At 68.1% G+C, this 20,754-nt stretch carries 14 protein-coding genes and 1 pseudogene; 9 read left to right on the top strand and 6 right to left on the bottom strand.

What is annotated here, in order from left to right:
* Positions 1-4: 4 nt before the first annotated feature.
* Complete coding sequence (locus ACI79Q_RS03660) at positions 5-787, bottom strand: isocitrate lyase/PEP mutase family protein (protein ID WP_456614186.1); 783 nt, start codon at positions 785-787, stop codon at positions 5-7.
* 139 nt (positions 788-926) lie between these two features.
* Between ACI79Q_RS03660 and ACI79Q_RS03655 the strand changes: the two genes are divergently transcribed.
* The gene (locus ACI79Q_RS03655) at positions 927-1,157 is read left to right on the top strand and encodes a (2Fe-2S)-binding protein (RefSeq protein WP_442864507.1); all 231 of its coding nucleotides are present in this window, start codon (positions 927-929) and stop codon (positions 1,155-1,157) included.
* Complete coding sequence (gene bfr / locus ACI79Q_RS03650; RefSeq protein WP_456614185.1) at positions 1,144-1,626, top strand: bacterioferritin; 483 nt, start codon at positions 1,144-1,146, stop codon at positions 1,624-1,626. Before ACI79Q_RS03655 ends, bfr begins: the two co-directional genes overlap by 14 nt.
* Before the next feature lie 108 nt (positions 1,627-1,734).
* On the opposite strand, the gene ACI79Q_RS03645 is transcribed toward bfr, so the two are convergent.
* Positions 1,735-2,694, bottom strand: a complete 960-nt coding sequence (locus ACI79Q_RS03645; protein WP_456614184.1) for an ABC transporter substrate-binding protein — start codon at positions 2,692-2,694, stop codon at positions 1,735-1,737.
* Positions 2,695-2,833: 139 nt separating this feature from the next.
* On the opposite strand from ACI79Q_RS03645, the gene ACI79Q_RS03640 reads away from it, so the two are divergent.
* Together ACI79Q_RS03640 and ACI79Q_RS03635 are read left to right on the top strand one after the other, a co-directional pair.
* The gene (locus ACI79Q_RS03640) at positions 2,834-3,772 is read left to right on the top strand and encodes a siderophore-interacting protein (RefSeq protein ID WP_456614183.1); all 939 of its coding nucleotides are present in this window, start codon (positions 2,834-2,836) and stop codon (positions 3,770-3,772) included.
* A gap of 247 nt (positions 3,773-4,019) precedes the next feature.
* Positions 4,020-4,313 (top strand): flagellar FlbD family protein, encoded by a 294-nt coding sequence (locus tag ACI79Q_RS03635; RefSeq protein WP_456614182.1) that lies wholly within the window; start codon positions 4,020-4,022, stop codon positions 4,311-4,313.
* A 50-nt stretch (positions 4,314-4,363) separates the two neighbouring features.
* Here the strand turns inward: ACI79Q_RS03635 and ACI79Q_RS03630 are convergent, their stop codons facing one another.
* Positions 4,364-5,227: an SGNH/GDSL hydrolase family protein gene (locus ACI79Q_RS03630; RefSeq protein ID WP_456614181.1), complete on the bottom strand. Its 864-nt coding sequence runs from the start codon at positions 5,225-5,227 to the stop codon at positions 4,364-4,366.
* Between the two features lie 437 nt (positions 5,228-5,664).
* Between ACI79Q_RS03630 and ACI79Q_RS03625 the strand changes: the two genes are divergently transcribed.
* A complete protein-coding gene (locus ACI79Q_RS03625) occupies positions 5,665-5,979 on the top strand; it encodes a hypothetical protein (protein WP_456614180.1) in 315 nt (104 codons plus the stop codon).
* A gap of 7 nt (positions 5,980-5,986) precedes the next feature.
* Here ACI79Q_RS03625 and ACI79Q_RS03620 read toward each other — a convergent pair whose 3' ends face one another.
* Entirely contained in the window at positions 5,987-6,679 is a 693-nt protein-coding gene (locus ACI79Q_RS03620; protein ID WP_456614179.1) for a hypothetical protein, read from the bottom strand.
* Positions 6,680-6,942: 263 nt separating this feature from the next.
* Positions 6,943-10,692, bottom strand: a complete 3,750-nt coding sequence (locus tag ACI79Q_RS03615; RefSeq protein WP_456614178.1) for a P-loop NTPase — start codon at positions 10,690-10,692, stop codon at positions 6,943-6,945.
* 462 nt (positions 10,693-11,154) lie between these two features.
* Here ACI79Q_RS03615 and ACI79Q_RS03610 point away from each other — a divergent pair, with 462 nt between their 5' ends.
* Positions 11,155-13,959, top strand: coding sequence for a DUF4365 domain-containing protein (locus ACI79Q_RS03610; RefSeq protein WP_456614177.1), 2,805 nt, complete (start codon positions 11,155-11,157; stop codon positions 13,957-13,959).
* Positions 13,960-15,406: 1,447 nt separating this feature from the next.
* On the opposite strand, the gene ACI79Q_RS03605 is transcribed toward ACI79Q_RS03610, so the two are convergent.
* Positions 15,407-18,157 carry a TrlF family AAA-like ATPase gene (locus tag ACI79Q_RS03605; protein WP_456614176.1) on the bottom strand — a complete coding sequence of 917 codons (2,751 nt, stop codon included), beginning with the start codon at positions 18,155-18,157 and terminating at the stop codon, positions 15,407-15,409.
* A gap of 871 nt (positions 18,158-19,028) precedes the next feature.
* On the opposite strand from ACI79Q_RS03605, the gene ACI79Q_RS03600 reads away from it, so the two are divergent.
* From ACI79Q_RS03600 to ACI79Q_RS03590, 3 genes and pseudogenes are all read left to right on the top strand, one after another.
* Positions 19,029-19,196 carry a hypothetical protein gene (locus ACI79Q_RS03600; protein ID WP_456614175.1) on the top strand — a complete coding sequence of 56 codons (168 nt, stop codon included), beginning with the start codon at positions 19,029-19,031 and terminating at the stop codon, positions 19,194-19,196.
* 175 nt (positions 19,197-19,371) lie between these two features.
* A complete protein-coding gene (locus tag ACI79Q_RS03595) occupies positions 19,372-19,614 on the top strand; it encodes a helix-turn-helix domain-containing protein (protein ID WP_456614174.1) in 243 nt (80 codons plus the stop codon).
* 74 nt (positions 19,615-19,688) lie between these two features.
* A pseudogene (locus tag ACI79Q_RS03590) lies at positions 19,689-20,714 on the top strand (tyrosine-type recombinase/integrase); the annotation flags it as partial.
* Positions 20,715-20,754 lie beyond the last annotated feature (40 nt).

Genomic DNA, 20,754 nt, shown 5'->3' with positions numbered 1-20,754 from the left:
GAGCTCAGCTCAGCATCCGGGTGCCGGGCGGGAGCACCCCGCCCGCGAGCAGCGCCGCCGTCGCGTCCTGCAGCGCCGTGAGTGCCACCCGCTGCGCGTTCGGGCCGGTGGAGACCCGCGCGACGCCCAGCCGCTCCAGCTCGGCGACCGGCGGCGTGGCACCCGGCACGGCGAGCACGCTGAGCCGGCCGCGCCCCAGCGCCCCGGCCAGCGCGGCGATCTCGTCCGCCGCCACCACGCCCGGCACGAAGACCGCGGCGGCCCCGGCCGCCAGGTAGGCCCGGCCCCGGTCGGCCGCCTCCGCCAGCAGCGCCGCCCGGTCGGCCCCGGCCGGCGCGAGCAGGACGACGTCGGTCCGCGCGTTGAGCACGAAGTCGACGCCCGCGGCGCGGCCGGCGGCGACCACCTCCCCCACCGCGGCCACGGCCTCGTCCAGGGGGCGCTGCCCGTCCTCGAGGTTGCCGCCCACCGCGCCGGCCGCGATCGCGCGCCGGGTGGTCTCCTCCGGGTCGCCGTAGCCGGCCTCCATGTCCATGGACACCGGGAGATCCACGGCCGCGGTGATCCGCCGCACCACGTCCAGGTGCAGGTCCAGCGGGATGCGCTCGCCGTCCTCGAACCCCAGGGACGCGGCGATGGAGTGGCTGGCGGTGGCCAGGGCGCCGGTCCCGGCCGTCGCGGCGACGACCCTGGCCGAGGTCACGTCCCAGACGTTGGCCAGGACGAGGATCCGGGGCCCGGTCTGGAGCCGCAGGAGCGCGCGGGCGCGGGACGCCGGGTCGGGCATGACGGCAACCTAGGGGTCACCCGCTGTTCTTGACCAGCGGTCTGGCGCGCAGCGGTTAGGAGAGGCTAACCTCCACACGACGCCCTGGTGTCCGCACCGGGGCCCGCCCGCCCGCCGTCTCCCGTTAGGCGACCGCTGCATGTACGTGTGCCACTGCAACGTGGTGACCGACCGCGACATCCTCGAGGCGATCGCCAACGGCGCGACCTGCATCGCCGACGTCGCCCGGGCCACCGGTGCGGGACGGACCTGCGGCAACTGCGTCGACTCGCTCCGCGACCTCGTGTGTCAGCATTGCCCGGTGCGAGCCGAGCGCACCACCGAGCGCCCGGCCGAGCGAGAGCTGGGAGTATCCGGTGCAGCCCGTTAGCCCCCGCGTGGTCGAACTGCTGAACGACGCGCTGACCTTCGAACTCACGGTCACCAACACGTACTTCCTCAACGCGCGCATGCTCGACGCCTGGGGTCTGCCCAAGCTGGGCAAGGTCTTCTACGACCTCTCCATCGACGAGATGCGCGACGCCGACGCCCTCATCCAGCGCGTCCTGCTCTTCGACGGCCACCCCAACCTGCAGCGCCTCGGCGCCATCCGGGTCGGCGAGAGCGCCGAGGAGATGCTGGTGCTGGCCCTCGACAGCGAGAAGGCCGCCGTCGCCCAGTTCAACGCCTCCGCGAAGGAGTGCCACGACCTCGGTGACCACGGCACCGCGTCGGTGTTCGAGGAGATGGTCCTGGACGAGGAGAAGCACGCCGACTGGTTCGAGGCGCAGATCGCGGCCATCGAGCGGGTGGGTGCGCCGCAGTACCTGGCCGCGCAGCTCGTCACCGAGACCCCCTGACGAAGGACCCCTCTGCCCCCCACGCCTCGCAGGCTCGGCGCGGGACCCTGCAGAGGGGCCGAACACCGAGGGCCGCCTCCCGATCACCGGGGAGCGGCCCTCGGTGCGTCAGCCGGCGAGGAGCTCGCGCAGCTCCTCCAGCTGGAGGGTCGCCGCGCGCAGCCCGATGCCGGTGTAGAAGACGTCGTCCTCGACCTGGTGGGCCTGCCCGTTCTGCACCGCGCTGAGCCGGGGCCACAGCGGACCGCCGACGACCGCCGCCTCGCCGGACTCGTCGGCGGCGCCGTAGGACGAGTACAGGACGACGTCGGCGTCGGCCTGCGTGATCTGCTCGGCGCTCAGCTCGGCGAACGTGGGGTTGTCGCCCTCCGGCAGGTCGACGTGGTCGAGGCCGATGTCGGCCAGCACCGTGCCGACGAACGAGTCCGGCCGGTAGGCGCGGATCGTGCCACCGACGAACCGGATCGGGCTGACCGTCGTCCCGGCCGCGTCACCGATGTCCTCGCCGAGCTGCGCGGCCTGCTCCTCGTAGTCCGCCAGCAGCTGCTCGGCCTCCTCCTCCTTGCCCAGCGCCTCCGCGTCCAGGAGGAGGTTCTCCTTCCACGTGTCGCCGAGGTCCGCGGCGAAGACCGTGGGTGCGATCTGCCTCAGCTGGTCGTAGATGTCCTCGTGGCGCACCTGGTTGGAGAGGATGAGGTCGGGCTCCAGGGCGGCGATCGCCTCCAGGTCGGGCTCGGCGATCGTGCCGACGACCTCCACCCCCTTGGCGTCCTCGGCCAGGTAGCTGAGGAAGTCGGTGTCCACGGCCGTGGTGACCGCGCCGACCGGTGTCACGCCGAGCGACAGCACCGAGTCGAGCTCGCCGGTGTCGAGGACGACGACCCGCTCGGGCTCCTCGGGGATCTCGGTGCTGCCCATGGCGTGCTCGACGGTGCGCGGGAACGCGGCGTCGCCGGCCGCGGCCTGCCCGGTCGAGCCGGCCTCGGGCTCGGAGTCGTTCCCGCAGGCGGCGAGGGTCAGGGCCGCCGCCACGGTGAGGGCGGTGGCCCGCAGGACTCGAGTCGTCATCGTTCTCCTTCGAACTGCCGCGCACGCCCGGGTGGACGCGCGTCTGGATCGACCGGCGCTCGTGTGCAAGACTGCCGGAAGCCAGGTGAGGCTAGCCTAAGTCGAAAGACGCCCCTACCTGCCCAGCCCGGGAGACGCCGTGACCGTCGAGACCGCGCAGATCCCCGCCTACCGCACCTTCCCGGTGCGCGTGGCGCGGGTGCAGCGGCTGAGCCCGAGCTTCCTCCGGGTCACCTTCACGGGTCCGGAGATGGCCGCGCTCGCGTCCAACGGCTTCGACCAGCGGATCAAGGTCATGCTGCCGCTGCCGGGCCGGGGCATCCTCGACTGCCCGGCCGGTGACGACTGGTACGGCGCCTGGCGGGCGTTGCCGCCGGAGCGGCAGATGCCGATCCGCACGTACACGATCCGGGCGCTGCGCAGCGAGAGCGGCGAGGTCGACGTCGACTTCGTGCTGCACGGCGCCACCGGCCCGGCGTCGGCCTGGGCCGAGCAGGCCACCGCCGGCGACGAGGTCGTCCTGGTCGCGCCGAACGCCCGGTTCCCCGGCGAGACCGGCGGCTTCGAGTGGCACCCGCCGGCCGACGCCTCCTGCCTGCTGATCGCCGGCGACGAGACCGCGGTGCCGGCCATCTGCGCGATCGTCGAGAGCCTGCCCGCGGGCCGGCGCACCAAGGTCCTGCTGGAGGTGCCGACGGCCGGTGACGCCCTGAACGTCGTCGCGCCGGCCGGCGTGGAGATCACCTGGCTCCCCCGCTGGCCCGCCGACGGCGCCCCCGCCGCGCCGCGGGGGCAGCTGCTCACCGGAGCCGTCCTGGACGCGGTGCGCGAGCTGGGCGACCTGCTCTCCCCCGCCCCGGCTCCCGAGCTGGCCGACGTCGACGTCGACGCCGGGATCCTGTGGGAGGTCCCGGCCGAGGACACCGCGGCGCCGGGCTCCTCCGGCGTCTACGCCTGGCTCGCCGGAGAGGCCGGGGTGGTGAAGGGGCTGCGGCGGCACCTCGTCCAGGAGGTCGGTGTCGACCGCCGGTCGGTGGCCTTCATGGGGTACTGGCGCGAGGGCCGCGGCTCCGACTGAGCTCTCCGGTCCGACACCGTGTCACCGGCCGGTGTCCAGCTCCCCCTCGTGTTCGTCCTGGTGCTGGTCACCCTCGGCGGGCTCGGTCTGCGCTTCGGCTTCTGACCGGTTGCGGCATCACCCGTTGGGACGTAGCACGCGGCCCGCGCTCCAGGAGCGCCCCCGGTGTGCCGATGGTCTCGGTGCCGGACCGACTTCCGGGCCGGCCCACCGGTCCCCGGGCCGACGGGTGCGAAAGGACCACCTCGTGATCGCTGTGACCTGCCGCAACGGTGAGCACTTCGCCGTCGACCCCGACCACATCGAGCGGATCGAGCACCACGCCGACACTGTGGTGCACCTGGTCGACGGCACCCACTACGTGGTGACGACGGAGTTCGACGAGGTGCTGCGCAGCATCGCCGAGCACCGGGCCGGCACGCTGGTCGCCCGGGCGCGGCTGACCAACGGCTACGCCGCCATGCCGACGGCCGCGCGGCTCGCCCGCCGGCACGGCACCGGCCGGGTGCCCGAGCCGGAGCTGGGCGCCCTCCCGAGCTGACGCCGGCGGCCCGGCCGGGACCGCTCCCGCCGGGCCGCCGGACGCCGGGCTCAGCGGCGGTCGAGCCGCAGCACCTCCATGGTGCGCGCGGCCATCGCCGCCTCGCCCCGCGCATTCGGGTGCACGATGACCGCGTTGGTCCCCTGCAGCACCGGCTCGACCCAGCGGACGCCGATCGGCTGGCAGGCGTCGTGCCCGTCGGAGACCCGGCTCAGGTCGACGTAGGTGACGCCGGACATCGATGCCGCACGCTTCACCGCGTCGTTGAGGGTGGCCTGGAGCTCGCGCAGGTAGGGGATGTCGCCCTCGGCGAGGGTCATCCGGTCGAAGCAGCTGCCGCTGGCCGGCACGATCCAGGGGTACCCGAGGATGGCGACCCGGGCGCCCGGCGCCGCCTGCCGGACGGCACGCAGCGTCTCCACGAGCGCCGGGAACGTCGTGGTGCGCACGGTGTCGGCGAACGAGCTGCCGTACCGGTCCTTGCACGGGCTGCCCTTGCCGAGCGTGGACAGGCCCGCCGTGCTGCAGGCGATGATCGAGTTGATGAAGACCCCGCTGTCGTTGCCGCCGATGGTCATGGTGACCAGCTGGGTGTCCCGGCTCAGCGCCTCGAGCTGCGGGGCGACCCCCGGGTACTGCCCGGCGAAGAAGTCGCCGGTGTCCGCGCCGCCGCAGGTGACGTCGGTGAGCCGGGCACCGATCGCGCCGGCGATGACGTGCGGGTAGTTGCGGGTCGAGCGCAGGCACTGCGGTGGCGCGGTGAGGTCCGGCGGCAGGACGCCGGAGGCCGCGCTGTAGGAGTCGCCGAGGGCGACGTACCTCAGCGGGGCCGGCGCGGCCTGCGCCGTGGGTGCGACGAGGACGCCGGCGAGAACCGCGACGGCGGCGAGGATGCAGGTAACGAGACGGCGCACGTCTCCTCCAGATCGGGTGGGAGGGGTGTGTGCGCGGAACAACGCGCGACCTCACCAGGGGTTACGCGCGTCACGCAGGCATCCGTGCGCACCCCGCCCCCGACAACGCAGCAGGCCGCCCCTCCGTGGAGGGGCGGCCTGCTCGATCGGGTGGAGCTGAGGGGACTCGAACCCCTGACCCCCACACTGCCAGGCCGTCATGATCGCGTTCGTAGCGATTCGCGGTCGTTCCACAAGCCGATTGAGCTGGACGTATTGACTATCGCGAACTACGCCGTCCGGCCCCGGATGACCTCGACTGCAACCAGAAATGCAACCAGGGGGCGGCGGCGTCAGGGGCCGCTGAGTTCGGGAGACAGGTAGATGCATCGCGTCGACCTCCTTCGACCGAGACTCTGCGCAGCGCCCGATTAGTTGGCTTGGCCTGACGCGAGGCCATGCGCCCGCAGGAATGCGGTCAGCTGACTATCAGTCAACGCTTTCAGCCGCCGCCCAAGCTGCCACCGATAGCGCTGGCCGTGCAGGAACTCTGGCTCCTCGGTGAGCACTTGCCGGACAAGATTGAGGGTTGGTCCCTCAGCGTCCGGAAAGTGGTCCGACATTGCTCGATGTATGTCGACGGCAAGAGCCGGCTCGTCAGCCCGAGCCAGGATCGTGGCAATCATCTGCTTGACCCCGGCTTGCTGCGCAGGCTCAAGCACGACGGCTTCAAGGTCGGCGAGGGCACGCTGCTGCTCGTCTTGGAGACGTGAGAACTCGTCAAGGAGCGGCGTGACAACTTGTCCGGCAACCTCTCGCCGCCGACTGTCCCTGAGCAGCCATACCACTCCCCCCGACCAAGGCCAGGGCCCCGACCCAGCCTGGGAGCTGGATGCGCCGGCTGAAGGCTGTGGCCGCCTTGAACGAGCCGATAGTAGGGAAGCTGACGCCGAGAGCTAACCCCTGTTGATGGGCGAGCGTCTCGGCCACCGCCGCGGTCGCGCCAGCGACTTCGCGCCATTGATTGCCCGCAAAACCGGGACGACGCAGTGACTTGTCCTCCGACAGGACCACGCACGGCGCGATCAAACTCGCTAAGTGAGCTGTAGGCACGTCGCTCACGTCGGTGACCAGCAGGACGCGTTCGTCATGTCCAAAGCCGCTGGCGACGCGAACCCAGCGGATATTCGGGAGATACTCCGTCTCAAAACAGGCTCGCAGCGCGTCGATGGACAAGCCTGTTTGCGCAGCGTGCTTGGGAAGACCCTTGTAAACCTCCCAGTAGACGTGCTCCGAGGCCAGCACCGGCAAACTGCCGCGCTCGCTGAACCGGGCGATGCGGGACGGCCAGTCATTCAACGCGTGGTGGCGGATACTGCTCGATAGAGCGTCGGCGTCGAGGACGGTCGGCACGCCCGGCGTGGAGCTGTAGGGGTCGAGCCGAACGAAGCTGGGCCGCTCATACTCGGTCACCCTTCGCACCATAGGAGTCCTCACCAACAGCAGGGCCGACGGTGACCGGGTCCAGTCAGTCGAGCGGGGCGCAAGCGGGCAGGGCCGGAGCCAGGTTCGAACGTCACGGCTGACCGTTGAAGGCGAATGCCTCAGCCAGGCTGCAACTGCAAGGGCATCGCCAGCGCCCCCGAGGGCACCGGCCGTTTGTACGAGCGGTGACCGCCTCAGTCGTTGACCTGCGCGCCATCATTCGACGCCTCTCGGCCGACGGCTGAGTCGGATCATGCGCTGGCGGCAGCCTGGACGGCCACCTCGAGCGCCGCTAAGCAAGGGCCGACCGTGCCGTGCGTGTGCATGTCGTCGATCTCGAGCGCGAGGGTGCCGGGGCTAGCACCGGAGGCCACGGCGTCGGCGATACGCCTAAGCGGGTCCGCGACCTCGAGAATGTCAATGGTACTGAGCAGTCCTCGGGCCCGCTGGAGCTCATCACTGGCTTGCTGCCTGAGCTCGGGCTCCTGCCGCGTCCCGGAGAGCAGAGCCGCGGCCATCGCCGCCCGCGATGCCCGCACGAGTGCGCCGATAATCTCGGCGGTCTCCGCGACGAATCGGCCGGGTCGCACCGGCAGCCTGGCCTGTTGTGCAAGTTCGTGCAGCTCGTCGACGTCGATGACCGGGAAGGGGTCGCGGGCTCCGATCACTGTCGCGGTGTAGCTGTACAGGACGCCTGCCTCCGCGGGGGCGGCGATGACGCGGAATGCGAGAGGGTGCGCGCTTGACGCAGCTCGCACCAGCCGCAGTAGCGCTTCGACGACTGCGGCATGAGCCGCCGGCGCAACCGGCAGCAGCCATCGGCGAGGCTCGGCGACCATGCCCGGCTTCGTGCCGGAACTGACGGGGCGGGCGGCGTCGACGGAGGCGCCGGGGACGTCGGCGAGCACCTGACGGAGCAGCTCGCGCTCGTCGCGCAGCTGCCGGTCGCGAACGGCGGCCGCCGCGTCGCGAAGGGCGTCCTCCGTCAGCCGCTCCGGCGGAGGGTCGATCGTGGCGCCGTCGGCGAACCCGATCAGAACGGCCGCAGCGTCGTCGAGGACAGCGGTGAAGGTCGGGTCAAGCGGATCCGGCTCGCCCGCTAGTCGCGCAGCCCCGGTAGCGGCCGCGGCGCGGAAGTGCTCACCGGCGTCTCGTAGCTGCGAGCCGATGAGCCGCATCCGTTGACGACTCGCGGCCGCGTCGGGGTCTGCGGCGGCTGCTGAGAACTGCTGCGCAGCCGAGGCCGCCGTTTCCAATGCTTGTGCGGCGTCGTCTCCGCGCTTGCCTGGCGGCGTGCCAAGAGGCGCAAGGATGACCAGTTCGGTCGCCGGCATGGCACCGAGCGCAGCGGCGTCGCGCTGCAGCTGCTCGCGACGTTGCTCCCATCGCCTCAAGTGTTTCCGGTCGGCGTCGCCCGGCCGCAGTAGGCGTTCAACCATTGTCAGCACTACGTCGCGGGCCAGCGTGACGGCCGCGGCCTGCTGCCGCAGCCGCGCGGTCAGCGACGTGGAGGAGAGTTCGCGCTGCACCCAGTCGTTGAACCCGCGGTTCCATCGGGTCACGACCTGCGGCGGCATGTTCTCGCGCGGTATTGCCTTGTGTGGCCCAGTCCGGCCGAGGATCGGCAGGTCGGCGCCGTCGTAGCGCGCCACGGTCACCTCCGCCACGCGTGCTTCGGGCAGCAGATCGAGCACCGTCGCCGCGAGCTCGGCAGCGCGCGCCTCGGGCGACTGTGTCCCGTCGATGGGGTGGATGAACCTGGTCCGCACGGTCCCGCTGGCGTGGTCGAGTTCCGCGTCGATGAGCAGCGGCCACTCGTCCCGTAGGGCCTCGAGCCGGGCAGCTGGCGGCGGCAGAGCTCTGAGGAGCGCGGCTCGAGCAGCGTCGTCTGCGCATGCGCGATGCGCGCTGGCGATCCATCGCGGGGCTACTCGTACGTCCCCGGTAGGGGCCGCGGCCGCGAGGCGCGCTGTGGCCCCGGTCGTCCAGGCCACGCCGGTCTCCAACGCCTCAAGTAGGCGCGCACCGTCTTCGGGCGTGGCAGCCGTAATCCGCCGCAGCCATTCGTCCTCGTCGACCGCGGCCACGGCTCGCTTGAACAGTGCGGGGTCGGGGGCGGGCAGTGCGGCCGCCTGCTGATGGAATGTCTCGGGCAGGATCGATAGGTCCACCCCAGCGAACCGCGACCCGACTGCCAGTGTCAGCCATTGCCCGAGATTCATCGAAAGCTGCAGTGTCCGGGCGACGCGCACGCACGCGCGCGCATGTTCGGCCACATCGGCCAGCCGCGCTGCTTCTAGCCATTGTGCCGATTCCGCGCCCGCCGAGGCGACCCGACGGGTCACTGCGTCCGCGATCGCCACACGGTCGCCTGCTTCTCGGACGATGACTGGCAGCCGGGACGCGACCGCAGCAGCGGGACCGTCGTTTACGACTGCTGCGAGTGTGTCGGCGATGCGCGGCGGTGGCCGTTCGTGCAACAGCGCGCGCAGCTGTGCCGACCGGAGCTCATGCAATCCCGTCCAGGTGCCGGCCTTGGATTCGACGATCAGATGCTCCCGGTTCAGCCGGCTCAATGCCGCCGCGAGATCGGCGCCCCCGGCCCGCTGCAGGAGCGTGCCCGGATCCACATCCAGGCCGACGCTATGCGCCGCTGTCACATAGCGCGTCACAGCAAGTTCCGTCGCCCGCGCAGGATTCTCAAGTTCGGCCGCCTGCTCCGCCAGCACCGACGACAGCCGACGCCCCGCAACCACCAGATGCAGGAACTCCATCAAGAGACCGCGCGCCTGGCCCCAAGCCTCGTCGATCGCCATCACCGGACGGACTCCGCGCTGGCGAAGGCGCCGCTCGATATCCTTCGCGGCCTGCCGCGTCAGGGTCGGGCGTACAAGTACCGCTCGCCGCAGCGCGTCGGCAACGCCGAAGTCCTCCTCGCGCGCCGCTCCCACGATGTACACGCCTGGCATCTCCAGCAACGCCTCCGCGGCCCGCCGCCACCCCGCACGGCTGGCCCGGCCGATGTCGTCCACACAGACCAGAAGCGGAAACGACTTCGAGGGGCGCTGCTGATCGATTGCCGCGACGAGCAGGTCCGCGTCTGCCTCGGCAAGCGCATGCACTCGCCAGACCCGCATCCGCTGCGCATGCTCTGCCGCGGCCCGCCACAGCAGCGCCGACTTCCCAGCACCGCTCGGCCCCAGGATCAGCGCCAGGCGATCGCCAGTCAGCCCGTCCGCAATCGCCTCCAACTCGTCTCGTCGCGCGACGTCAAGCCCGGCCGCGATGTGCTCAGGTCGCACGTCGACGCCGCTGAGGAAATCCTCCACCGACAGAGCGGATTCCAGCCGGAACGTCAACGGCGCGACGACGCGACGCAGCTGATCGATCGGCACTGCGGCTGTCGCGACCGTCCGCGTAGCAGCGTCCACGAACACATCCAGCTCGCTTAGCGTGAGCGTCACCGGCCGCTCCGCTGGCCGGCTCGCTTGCTCCGCGGACACGTCCGTCACCACCACTAGGCACCGGTCGAGCGCAAGGTGCGCCACCGCTGGATCGATGCCGTGAAGATCAGCAAGATCCATCGCCGCTACTGTGAGGTCGGCCGCGTCGCTGACCAAGCGAACTCTTCGCAGGAGCGCCGCTACCTCAGCCTCGCCCACGCCGTCCACTACTGAGGCGATGTTCGCCACTACATCCGGCGTCGGCTCCAGGCGCTCGTCCCACCCCGTAGCCATAAGACCGCCACCGAACCCGCCGTTAGTGACCAGGCACCCCGTGGCGTCGGGATCGTCGCGGAGCACCGGCGCGACATGAGCCAGGAAGTCGGCTAGGTCTCCCGGTCCCAAAAAAGCGTCGGCCGAGGCCTGTTCCTTCGCCTGCACATACTGCCGCCCGGCGCCCGGGGTGGGGACCGTATCGACGTCCTCCAGTCCCTCCGGTGTCAGCGCTGTCGCCGGGAACACTCCTTGCGCCGCCCGGACGAGAAGCGTCGCCGTCAACCGCAGCTGGTATCTGACCCCCGCGACGTTTCGCGCACCGGCGCGGCGCGAGACCCAAAGCTCCTGCGGCGGCTTCGTGGGTACCACCCGCTGCCGCGTCAGCTTTCGTGACCGTGCTCCCTTCCCCACACACCGACGCTAACCCCCGAAACCGACCCACGTCGCCGGTCCGCTGCCGACTCCGGACCGCGCCCCGGGACACCTACCATGGTGCAGCAGTCCCGAACGTCGCCTCCGTGCTTGTGAGACTTCCGTGACTTCGGTTGACTCCTCATCACTGTCCGTTGCTGGCAACTGGCGTGGAGGGCCTGGGTCATCGCTGGACCTGTACAGGACTAGGGGATGAGCGAGGTCCGCCTCGACCATGGCGCCCCTGGTTGCGCGTTGTCCCGGCGGCGAGCGCGCCATCATTAGAGGCCGGACGCGATGGCCTTCTGACGGATCTTCGAGACGGCGGTATATATGCGAGCTCCGAAAAACGAAGCTACAGGCACGTCAGGAGAGTCCGAGGTCTTAGCCCAGTTTGAGCGCCTGGGCTGGGGCGGTGTAATAGATAGTCGGCACGACACGGGTACTGACTTGTATCTGCGACCGAGGGATGCTCGTCGATACGAGCTTGGTGCCGTTATGGGTGCCCAGGTCAAGACTGGGCCTTCATATTTCGGCTCTCCGCAGAAGAGTGCCGACGGCGAGATCACCGGGTGGTGGTTCGTTGAAGACGGCCGTGAACATTTCGATTACTGGCTCCGCCACGCCCTACCGCACGTGGTGATCCTTCGCAACCAAGGCGAGGACCTTTCGTACTGGGTTCACGTCACCCCCGACCGTGTGGTCTCAACTGGTAAGGGCGCTAAGATTCTCGTACCGGCTTCGCAAACCGTTGATGCGGACCACAACGAGCCTCTGTCGGATGTCGCCCTGATTCAGCTCCCGGCCCCCAATTGGGTCGGGACTGCGTGGACCGGCGCCGTGCATCTCTCGCCGACAGACGAGATCCGTCATGCACTCGTAACTCCCCGACTCATCGCGCCCCACCCGAATCTAACGCCCGGTTCCATCACTGGCCCCGAAGCGCTCGCCATGCAGGTCCTCCTCCGCAGTGAGCTTGAGCGGATCTTGAATCCGTTGAACCTCCCTGCGCTCGCCCGGGATGACGCCACGTGGAAAGGATTATCCCTCGACGAAGCGCGTGAAGCAGATAACTGGTGCTGGCGGGCCACTGCTGCGCTGCATCTCTGGGTGTACGAAGGAGAGGTCACTGAGCTACTTCAACTCGTCGAGCATGCGTCGGACCCCGCCGAACGTGCTGCCGCGACTACCCTTTCTTGCGCTTACCACTTCGACGTGAACGATCCGGATGCCGCTCTACTAGTGCTCCTCGACTCGCTGAAACATGACGACTACTCCTCTGTGGATTATGCATGGCTGGAAGCTCAGCAAGCGCGAGCACTCCTGGAGACTGGCCGGCATGAAGAGGCCTTCGACCTTGCGATGAAGACTCAACGCATCCACCGCGAGGCGCCATTGGACGTTACGAGCGCGGCCATCGCGGGTGCCTGCGCACGAACGTCCTTCAGGGCCGCAGGTTGGCTCCGGGGCGACATTGCCAACATCATCCAACGCAGCGACAACCCCGCTTCGTGGTGGAGAACGGAGGGATTGTCAAACGGTCTCTCCGCTCACCTGTCCGAAGCATTCCGGACTTGGAGTGAGGATACGTCGATTCGGATCGGAGGTTCTGACTCTGCCCACAGGCGCCTGTTGTCGGCAGCATTGCTCGCGTCATGCGCCGGAGATCATGAAGGTTGGCGCAGTGCGACCGGCTCACGTGCGGAGCACCTTCTCATCGCCACTGACCCCACAAGCGATCCCGAGACGGTAGCCAATCGATTAACCCTCCTGCGGCTCTCAGGCGACTCAAAGGGCGCCGAACGCGCAACCCGACACATTGTCGACAGGGGTCCGACGTTGGCAGCGCGAATCGCGGCCAACAAAGTCAGCTTGCCTAGATCAACCAGAACGACAGCCTTGACGGATATCGAACTACTGACCGCGGCCGGCGACGTACTCGAACAGGCGAAGGCCGACGAGGTCTGCGCCTGGGCACTCGCAACGCTCCAGGACCCGCAGAACTACTTTGAGCGCGCTCGACCCACGTTCCTTCTGCACTACAAAATCATTGACCTGATCAAGTCCCTGGTTTGGTCGATGGGCGAAGACGCGCTTCGCAGCGTCATCGACTACTTCCTCGACGAACCTCCGGTAACCGACGACGGCACTGCGCAGACACTTGCACGCCTAATCCGCGCGATACCGGCGCCGGCTTGGCGCGAGGGTGATCGACAACGAGCGGCAGACCGAAGCAAACACGACGCTGCCTACCTGCGCGAGGCGTACTTGGCAGTCGCTTCCCCTGCGGTACCAGAAAGCCGCGAGGAGATCCTTCGCCGCGCCCGCGCCGGAGAATTGATCATCCTCGACGCGGTTGAAGACGTCCGGACGCTTCCCGCTGACGCGGTGGACGCTCTCGTCGATCGCCTGTGCGGCGTCATCGAGACCCTCATCGAGGATGCAGCGAAAGGCATGCACAGCGGCGGTGGACTCGACCCCGGTCATGCCTTGACCCTTCTCGGCGTCTGGCACCCCTCTAGCGCACGATGGGATCGCATCGAAGCGCTACTGACCGCACCTCACGTGTGGCCCAAAGAGCATTCCGGCACCCTTAATGTGCTTGCCGCGCGAGGGTCCACTCTTCCCGATGATGTCAAAGAGCAACTCGTTGGGCATATATCAGCCCTTCGAGACCGAGCGCCAATGCCGGACTTCCTGGATGGAGGGGATATTCGAAGCCTGGCAGCCGAAGCCGTCGCTGCTCTAACAGGTGCGACATCGCGCAGACAGGTAGTCCGGGAACTCCTTGCGGGAGATGCAGCCCACCGTGCTGCGAGCGCACGCATCATCGAGCGCTTCGGAGACGAAGCGGAATCCGAGCTTCTCTTGGCCCTAGCTGGCGATGCAAACGAAACAGTACGCGATGCAGCACTCAGTGGCCTAAGCACACTGATCGTTGCCGGACGAGCGTCGCAGGAAGCCGTCACGACACTCTCTCGTGTGTTGAACTTGGGGGGAAGGCGGAGCACGGCAGCAGTAGTATCGCGACTCCGCAAGGCTTCAGGCGTGCCAGCCGTTTCTGAACTGCTAGCAGTCGCCGTACGGCACCCTTCTGCGCAAATTCGGGGAGCGGCGAGCGAAAACACCGATTGCTGACGCGATCGGCGTCGCGACGACTTGGCGCCGAGGGCCGTGAGGATGGTGCCGGATCGGTGCCCATCTCATCCTCGGGCGCGGCTGCGCGAAGGTCGAGATGGCCAGAGATGTGAGGGATATGGAAAACGCATGAGCACTCCTGATCATGGCCTAACTTGGAGTCAGCACGACTCAGGCCTTGAGGTCGGCGACTGCTGTTCCGGGACGACTGGCCGGGCCGCCCCAGGATCGCTTCGCTCACGTGACCGAGATCGTGTCCCTGATTACTGAGGGAGCGTGCGCATTCCCTCACCGGGCGCCCGATGGGGTGCCCTGAATTGACCTTCAGAAACACCCCTTCACGGCGACGCCTGGCACGGATTCCACCCCGCTGCCTGGCGACTGTCGACACGCAAGACGCCTCGCGGCCAGCATTGGAGATCAGCAAGATCACGAGGCGACACACGTCTTGCATCTCAGGCGGCGGAAGGCGTTGTAACGGGTCCCTTGAAGGTCGGCGCTCACCGCCCGAGCGACACCAGTAAGGAAGCCAGCACCACGCCCAACGGGCATGGCAGGCGGCATACGGGGCGTAGCTGGGCGTTGTCCATCCCGCCAGCTCGTCGGCAGCCGCCGGCGCGCCGAGGCGGTCCCATTGCTTTCCCCAGCCGAACGACTCAGGCAGCTGCGGGTCCTCGTCATCGTCGGTGTTCCAGGGCATCGCTGCTAGCTCCGCCGTCGATGGCCGGAACCGGGAGTCCTCACGGCGCAAGCGCACCACCTCACGAGTGAACCAGCGACGGCAGGATCGCGAGAAATTCGGAGAGCGTGCCAAGGCGGACGCCTCGTAGGCTGTCAGCAGACCAGTGAGGCGCCCCATCGACGGGGGGCTTCGTCGTCCAGCCAGTCGGGGCTTCGCTCGAAGGCCAGCCGGGTCATCTGTGGGTGTTCGACGGTTGGGTCCGTCAGTGTCCCGGGGTCAGGGAGTGCGAGCCGGTACTCCTTGAGGTCGCTATTGCGGCACTTCGCCCAGGTGACGTAGCCACGAATCTCTGGGTCTTCGGAGTGCCCGCGTTGCCGCCCTGGGTCCCCCGGCCGCAGTGCCAGCAGCGACTCCACCCCTCACCCGGGTCTATGGGGTCGCGGTCGGTCGCGAGGTCGTCACGTGCCTCAGTAGCGCCTGCAGGTGTGCGTGCCGTCAAGATGGCCCGCTGCACGAGCGGGTGGCACCCGGCCCCGCCCTACCCGTAAGCCGACTGGCCACCGGCGACGGTCAGTGAACCGGAGAAGCGGTAGCTCAGAACACCGAGACTGTCCCTCGCGGGCATCCTCGCGCGGTGCGCCGCAGGGGGATCCCTCACCGGAACGCACGCTCTCTGCGGCATGAGCGGACGTGGTGGCACGCGAAGGTGGCATAGTGGCGCAGCCTCCGGGCCGGTCGACTCTGTGTGGTCCGGATCGGCTCGCGCTACACGGCCGTTGGCCCAACGAGTCTGCGGAACCTAGTTGTGATGGCGTCTTCGCCGCCCTCGAGGATCTCGCAGACGTTGTCCTTGACCCCTAACGTTTGAAGTGTTCCCTCCGCCTCGATTCTCGGAACTACTTCGCCATGCTCGAGAACGAGGATGTTCTCCGCAGCCGACGTAACGACCATGTTGGCGTTGTGGGTAGACACGATGAGCTGACGACGGCTCTTGATGTTCTTGAGAGTTTCTACAGCAAGGTGCCTGATGAGCTTGTTCTCCAGATCGTCTTCTGGCTGATCGAGCACCAGTGGGTCAGTGCCCATCTGAAGTATCACCGTGAGCAAGGCGGCCGTTTTTTGGCCAGGAGAGCCCCGGTCGACGGCGATGTAGCCGTGCCCGTCACGTGGGCGATAGCGGACGGACACGAGATCCTCCGGGAACCACAACATTATATTGGTCACTAGGTCGAAGCTGTCGGCGTTTCCGAGTCGCGTATAGAAGCGACGGTCGACAATGATGGCCTGTCCGATCCCGGAATCCGGTCCTGTCTGGACGAACTCGACGAGTGCCTGCTTGAACACCGCCACCTCTTCTGGGAAGCGCGGGTTCTTAGGTTGGTGGCCCAACAACGAACCGGCGATGCCGTCCTTGCTGAACGCCGACTCGAAGGAGTCCGGGAAGTTGAGAAGCCTTCGCAGCTCCTCGCCAATGTTTTCGACGTCCCCTTGATGGTGAACCTCCACCTTGGTGGGGGAGTCCGCCGTGGCGTTGAGCTGCCCTGTGTACTGGCGCCGTCTGGTGAACAGCTCAGTCCGCTTCGAGGAGATCTCGGCCAGGATCTCGTCGATGACCGCTTGCTGCTGTTGACGCCTCTCTTCAGACTTCTCGACCTCGCGAAGTTCCGCTTCGAGCTCCGCCTCTCGTTGCCGATCAGCGCGGGTCTGCTCAGCGGAGATTCTGGTGGATCCGCCTTGCTCACTGAGCCACGTGTTGAGCTCCGCGACTCGGTTGTCCCAGCGCGAAGCCATGTCCTGAGCCTCCCAAGCGGCCCTTGCAGCCGACAGGGTCGCAGACGCCTGCTCCACGAGATCAGCGGCAGAGGCAAAGCTTGCGGCCCGCGCGTCGAACTCGGTCACCCGCAAGTCGTCGGCGACGAGACTACGCAACGTGTTGGCATCGGCAGCCAGCCGCTGCTCCAGCCTCAAAGCCTGCTCCTCGGCGGCCTTTGCGTCCCTGATGCGGGCCTCGGCCGCTTCGAGTTCCTGGTACTCGTCACTTGCTCGAAGCTCGGCTAGGTGCCGCAGCCTGCCTTGGACCTCCTGCAGCTGCCCACGGATCCGTTCCGCCTTCTCGGTCTCGGCAACCAGTTGGCGAAGCTTGTTGCGTTCCCCTCTAAACCGAAGTTGTAGCTCCTCGTACTCCTCATCCCATTCGTTGCGCCGGATCGCCGGCATGTCGTCCAGGATCGCGAGGAAGCTCTGAGGTGACGTCGCAAGTTCGTAGATCTGCTTCTGACTGAAGATGCGGATCGGGGCTCGGTCGACCGCCCGACCCGACTGTTCCTCCCACGATTCGCCTGTCCACAGGTGCAGGTCCGGCTTGCCCGGGTTGGACCCGGACCAGTTCACTCGCAATTGCCGCTGATCCTTCGTGTAATCAACGATGATGCGCGTCTCGTCGTCCCACCAGCGTTCACCGGCTTCAGCATTGGGGCTGAACCGCCGGAGGTCTTCAGCGACAGAGCCTTCGAGCTCGTGACTACGTCCGAGTGCCAAGCGAAGCAGCTCTATGAGGGTGGACTTGCCGACCCCGCGTCCACCAATCAGGCAGTTCATCCAAGGACCGAAGCTGTACGCCTCGGCAACGTCGCCCCGCATAACCTGTACGCGATTGATGTGTCCATGGCTGGTTGCGTTCGGATCGTCGTAACCTCTCCGGCACCGACGTACCGACTCGCTTGGGTCGGTCAAGGCAAGCCGTAAGCCATCCAGATCGAGTCTCTCCGCCTTGATGAGGGTCAGGTGCGTTCCGGGTGCCTTCGGCTCGATTCCTGGTGGGCAGGAGTCCGCAGTCAGATGGTGGGCGTCAGAGCCGAGGACCGGGACCCAGCCGTACCTGTCGGCAGTGCCGACGTGCGCGTCGTCTACGACCTCGACCGCTAGCACGTGTGGGCAGGCGGCCAGAGCCGCTAGTTCACGCTCGTCTATGCTGAAGATGCCTCGGGACTGGTCAGCGTGCGCGGGGACACAGAGTCCGCCCAGGTTCGCGATCTCAGTAGCGATGTCGGCTACCGTCCTGTTCGCGGTCTGGTCGCTCGCCCCGCGAGTGCCGGTGTAGCGGCAAAGAGTCAGCGCCTGGTTGACGATGTCCGCGTCGGACGCCGGGTCAAACACCCCGAGAATGTGGATTCCGGCAGTTGCTGTGATCTCAACACCCGGGAATATGACAAACGGCGGTAGCTCGGGCGCCTCCCGGCGCAGCTCCTCCAAAGCCTGTCGGGCTGGCTCGATCCCCTCGTGAGAGTTGTGGTCGGTTACGACGATGCCGTCAACGCCAGCAGCGATGTAGGCCTGAAGCCACGCCTTGAACGACGGCTTCGGTTCGACGGTGGTGCTGCCCTCTAGACCGCCGTAGTCGAACGACGCGGGCGAGTGAGAGTGAATGTCGACGCTCCACCAACGTGCGCCCGCATGCTGCTGTGCCTGGGCTGGCGAGGTTTCGGAGACTGGCGCTAGCTCAGGTCCTGCCGTCATGTGGCGATGCTGGCATAGTGGGACCTCGAATCTCCCTATTCGTCGTGCAGCCGCCTGTCGTGACAACGAGTCGTGGCGCTGCCGCGGCGACCACAGCCTCGGCAGCGCGACCGGCACCGCTCGCGCCGTGACATCTAGCCGCTCATCGGCAGATCCGCGCGTTCCGTAACAGGAACCCCTAACGGTGATGTTGCAGGTCAGTCGGGAGCCAGCTGCTGGCAGTCCCGTATGACCCGCCCGCGACCATGCCCGGTGACGGGGCGGTTTCCGGGACAGCGCCGCCGCCGAAACTGCACGGATAGCGGCGCCGCTGCGGACTGCCGCGCAACTCGCCGACCACTTCCCGTGCAGCGTCACGATGCTGCCGACGTCAGCCCTTCAACACCGGCTTCGAGTCCTCAACGGCGCCGAGCGAGGCTCATGTCGCCTCCCGGCTGGCGCACTCCTCAGCCACCTGGAGATTCTTAGATCACAAGGCGACACACCTCATGCACCTGAGGTCTGCCGATTCGTGGTGACGGGATACTGAAGACTCGTCCGCAGCCTTGATGGCATGGGAACAAGCGGCACCCCCGAATACCGAACGCGACGGCGGGAGCGCGAGCGGCAACGGCGCCAGCAAGCCCAGCGAACGACCCCGACGGCCCGCTCAGATCCGGCCGCAGCGAACGTGCACGGTGCCGAGCGAAGGACCGCGGCGACGGCCTGCGGGTGGTGCGGTGGACCCATCACGCCGGGAAGACGAGGGCCTATCCCGAAGTGGTGCTCGGCCACCTGTCGACACCGGGCATGGGAGCAGTCCAGGGCCGCTGCCTCCGGTCTGTCCGCCGTCGAGGTCGTCGAGCGGCGCGTCGAAGTCCAAGTACCCCTCGTGCCCACGCGCCGTGACTGGCCGCGGCTGCTCGGCGAGCTCGCCGACCAGCTGAACGACGGGCGCGTCTACAACCGCGATCTGCCTGCCCTGGCGCGGGCACTGCAGCCCGTACTGGAGGTCTACCGGAGACGCGCCCACCTCACCGGCGCTCCCCACTTGCACTGACCGATGCTTCAGGAGCTCTGCAGTATCGAGGGGCATGTGCCCGCGTCTCCAGTCGGCAGCGGTCACCGCTCGGTGCGCACCACTGGAGAGGAACAGGAGATGTTCGGGAGGCCGCTCCCCCACCGTCGTGCAGCAGTCTTCAAGCAGCGACGCCACTGATCCGGGAGATGTCGACATGGGTGACCCGCAGCCGCTCCGCGAAGTCATGGCGGCCGAACGGCTTCTCCTCACGCCCGAGGAGGCGGCGGAGGTCCTCCGCATCGGTCGCACGACGGTCTACGCGCTCATGAAGAGCAGGGAGCTGCGCCCCGTGCACATCGGCCGCAGCTGCCGGATCTCCCAGGCAGAGCTCGACCGCTACGTCCGCCGGCTCGAGGCTGCCCCGCTCCGTCCACATCCCTTCCCTGATGCCGCGTGAATCCACAGCGCGCCTGGCCCTTATCTCAGCGCCCCAGGACACTCAGCCTCCGAAAGAGCGCCGAGGGGTAGCGGATGGCGGGACGCGCGTCGAACGGTGAGTCGACGATCTACAAGGGCGCCGACGGGCGCTGGCACGGCTACGTCTCCGTCGGGTTCAGGCTCGACGGCAAGCTCGACCGTCGGCACGTCAGCAGCAAGAGCCGAAGCGTCGTGGTCGCGAAGGTCCGAGAGCTCGAACGCCAGCGGGACTCCGGGACGGTCGGCGAGACGTCGACCCCGACAGTCGCCGAGTGGCTCGAGCACTGGCTGACCACCATCGCCCCGCGCCGGGTGCGACAGCGGACGCTGGAGAGCTACGAGTCGGCCGTCCGCAAGCACCTGATCCCCGGCATCGGCCGGCACCGCCTCGACCGGCTGCGACCGGAGCAGCTCGACCAGCTCTACACCGCGCTGCTCGACGCCGGCTACTCCCCCGCCACCGTGCTGCGCCATCACCGCATCCTGTCCCGGGCGCTCACCGTCGCCGTCCAGCGCGGGCACGTTCCCCGCAACGTGGCCAGCCTCGTCGATCCGCCCGCCCAGCAGCAGAGCGACATCGCCACCGCCCTCGACCTCGGCGAGGCCCGCGCCGTCCTCGAAGCCGCGGCTCATGTGCGCAACTCCGCCCGCTGGACCGTTGCGCTGGCGCTGGGCCTCCGGCAGTCCGAGGCGCTGGCGCTGCAGTGGAAGGACATCGACCTGCTCACCGGCACGCTGACGATCCGGCGCAGCATCCACCGGGTTCGGGGCGGCGGGCTGATCTACGAGGAGCCCAAGACGCGCCGCAGCCAGCGCACGCTCGCCCTGCCGATGCCGCTCGTCGCCGAGCTGCATAGGCACAAGGCCGCCCAGCTCGGCGAACGGATGCTGGCCGCATCTGAGTGGCACGACGAGGACCTCGTGTTCACCCAGCCGAACGGCCGGCCGATCGACAAGAAGACCGACTACGACGATTGGACCCGTCTGCTGCAGTCCGCCGGCGTCCGCCACGTCCGGCTGCACGACGGGCGGCACACCGCCGCGACCCTGCTGCTCAGCGAGAACGTGCACCCCCGAGTGGTCATGGAGCTCCTCGGCCACAGCCAGATGCGCACGACGA

This window comes from Blastococcus sp. SYSU DS0828 (genome assembly GCF_054050975.1).
The sequence above is the reverse complement of the archived record's forward strand: the minus strand, read 5'-3'. Positions and strand labels throughout refer to the sequence as shown.

Bases quoted from the DNA above. Each gene is read 5' to 3' on its own strand.
- ACI79Q_RS03660 (WP_456614186.1), bottom strand. From the start codon at position 787: ATGCCCGACCCGGCGTCCCGCGCCCGCGCGCTCCTGCGGCTCCAGACC.
- ACI79Q_RS03655 (WP_442864507.1), top strand. From the start codon at position 927: ATGTACGTGTGCCACTGCAACGTGGTGACCGACCGCGACATCCTCGAG.
- ACI79Q_RS03645 (WP_456614184.1), bottom strand. From the start codon at position 2,694: ATGACGACTCGAGTCCTGCGGGCCACCGCCCTCACCGTGGCGGCGGCC.
- ACI79Q_RS03625 (WP_456614180.1), top strand. From the start codon at position 5,665: ATGCGCCCGCAGGAATGCGGTCAGCTGACTATCAGTCAACGCTTTCAG.
- ACI79Q_RS03610 (WP_456614177.1), top strand. From the start codon at position 11,155: ATGCGAGCTCCGAAAAACGAAGCTACAGGCACGTCAGGAGAGTCCGAG.
- ACI79Q_RS03605 (WP_456614176.1), bottom strand. From the start codon at position 18,157: ATGACGGCAGGACCTGAGCTAGCGCCAGTCTCCGAAACCTCGCCAGCC.
- ACI79Q_RS03595 (WP_456614174.1), top strand. From the start codon at position 19,372: ATGGGTGACCCGCAGCCGCTCCGCGAAGTCATGGCGGCCGAACGGCTT.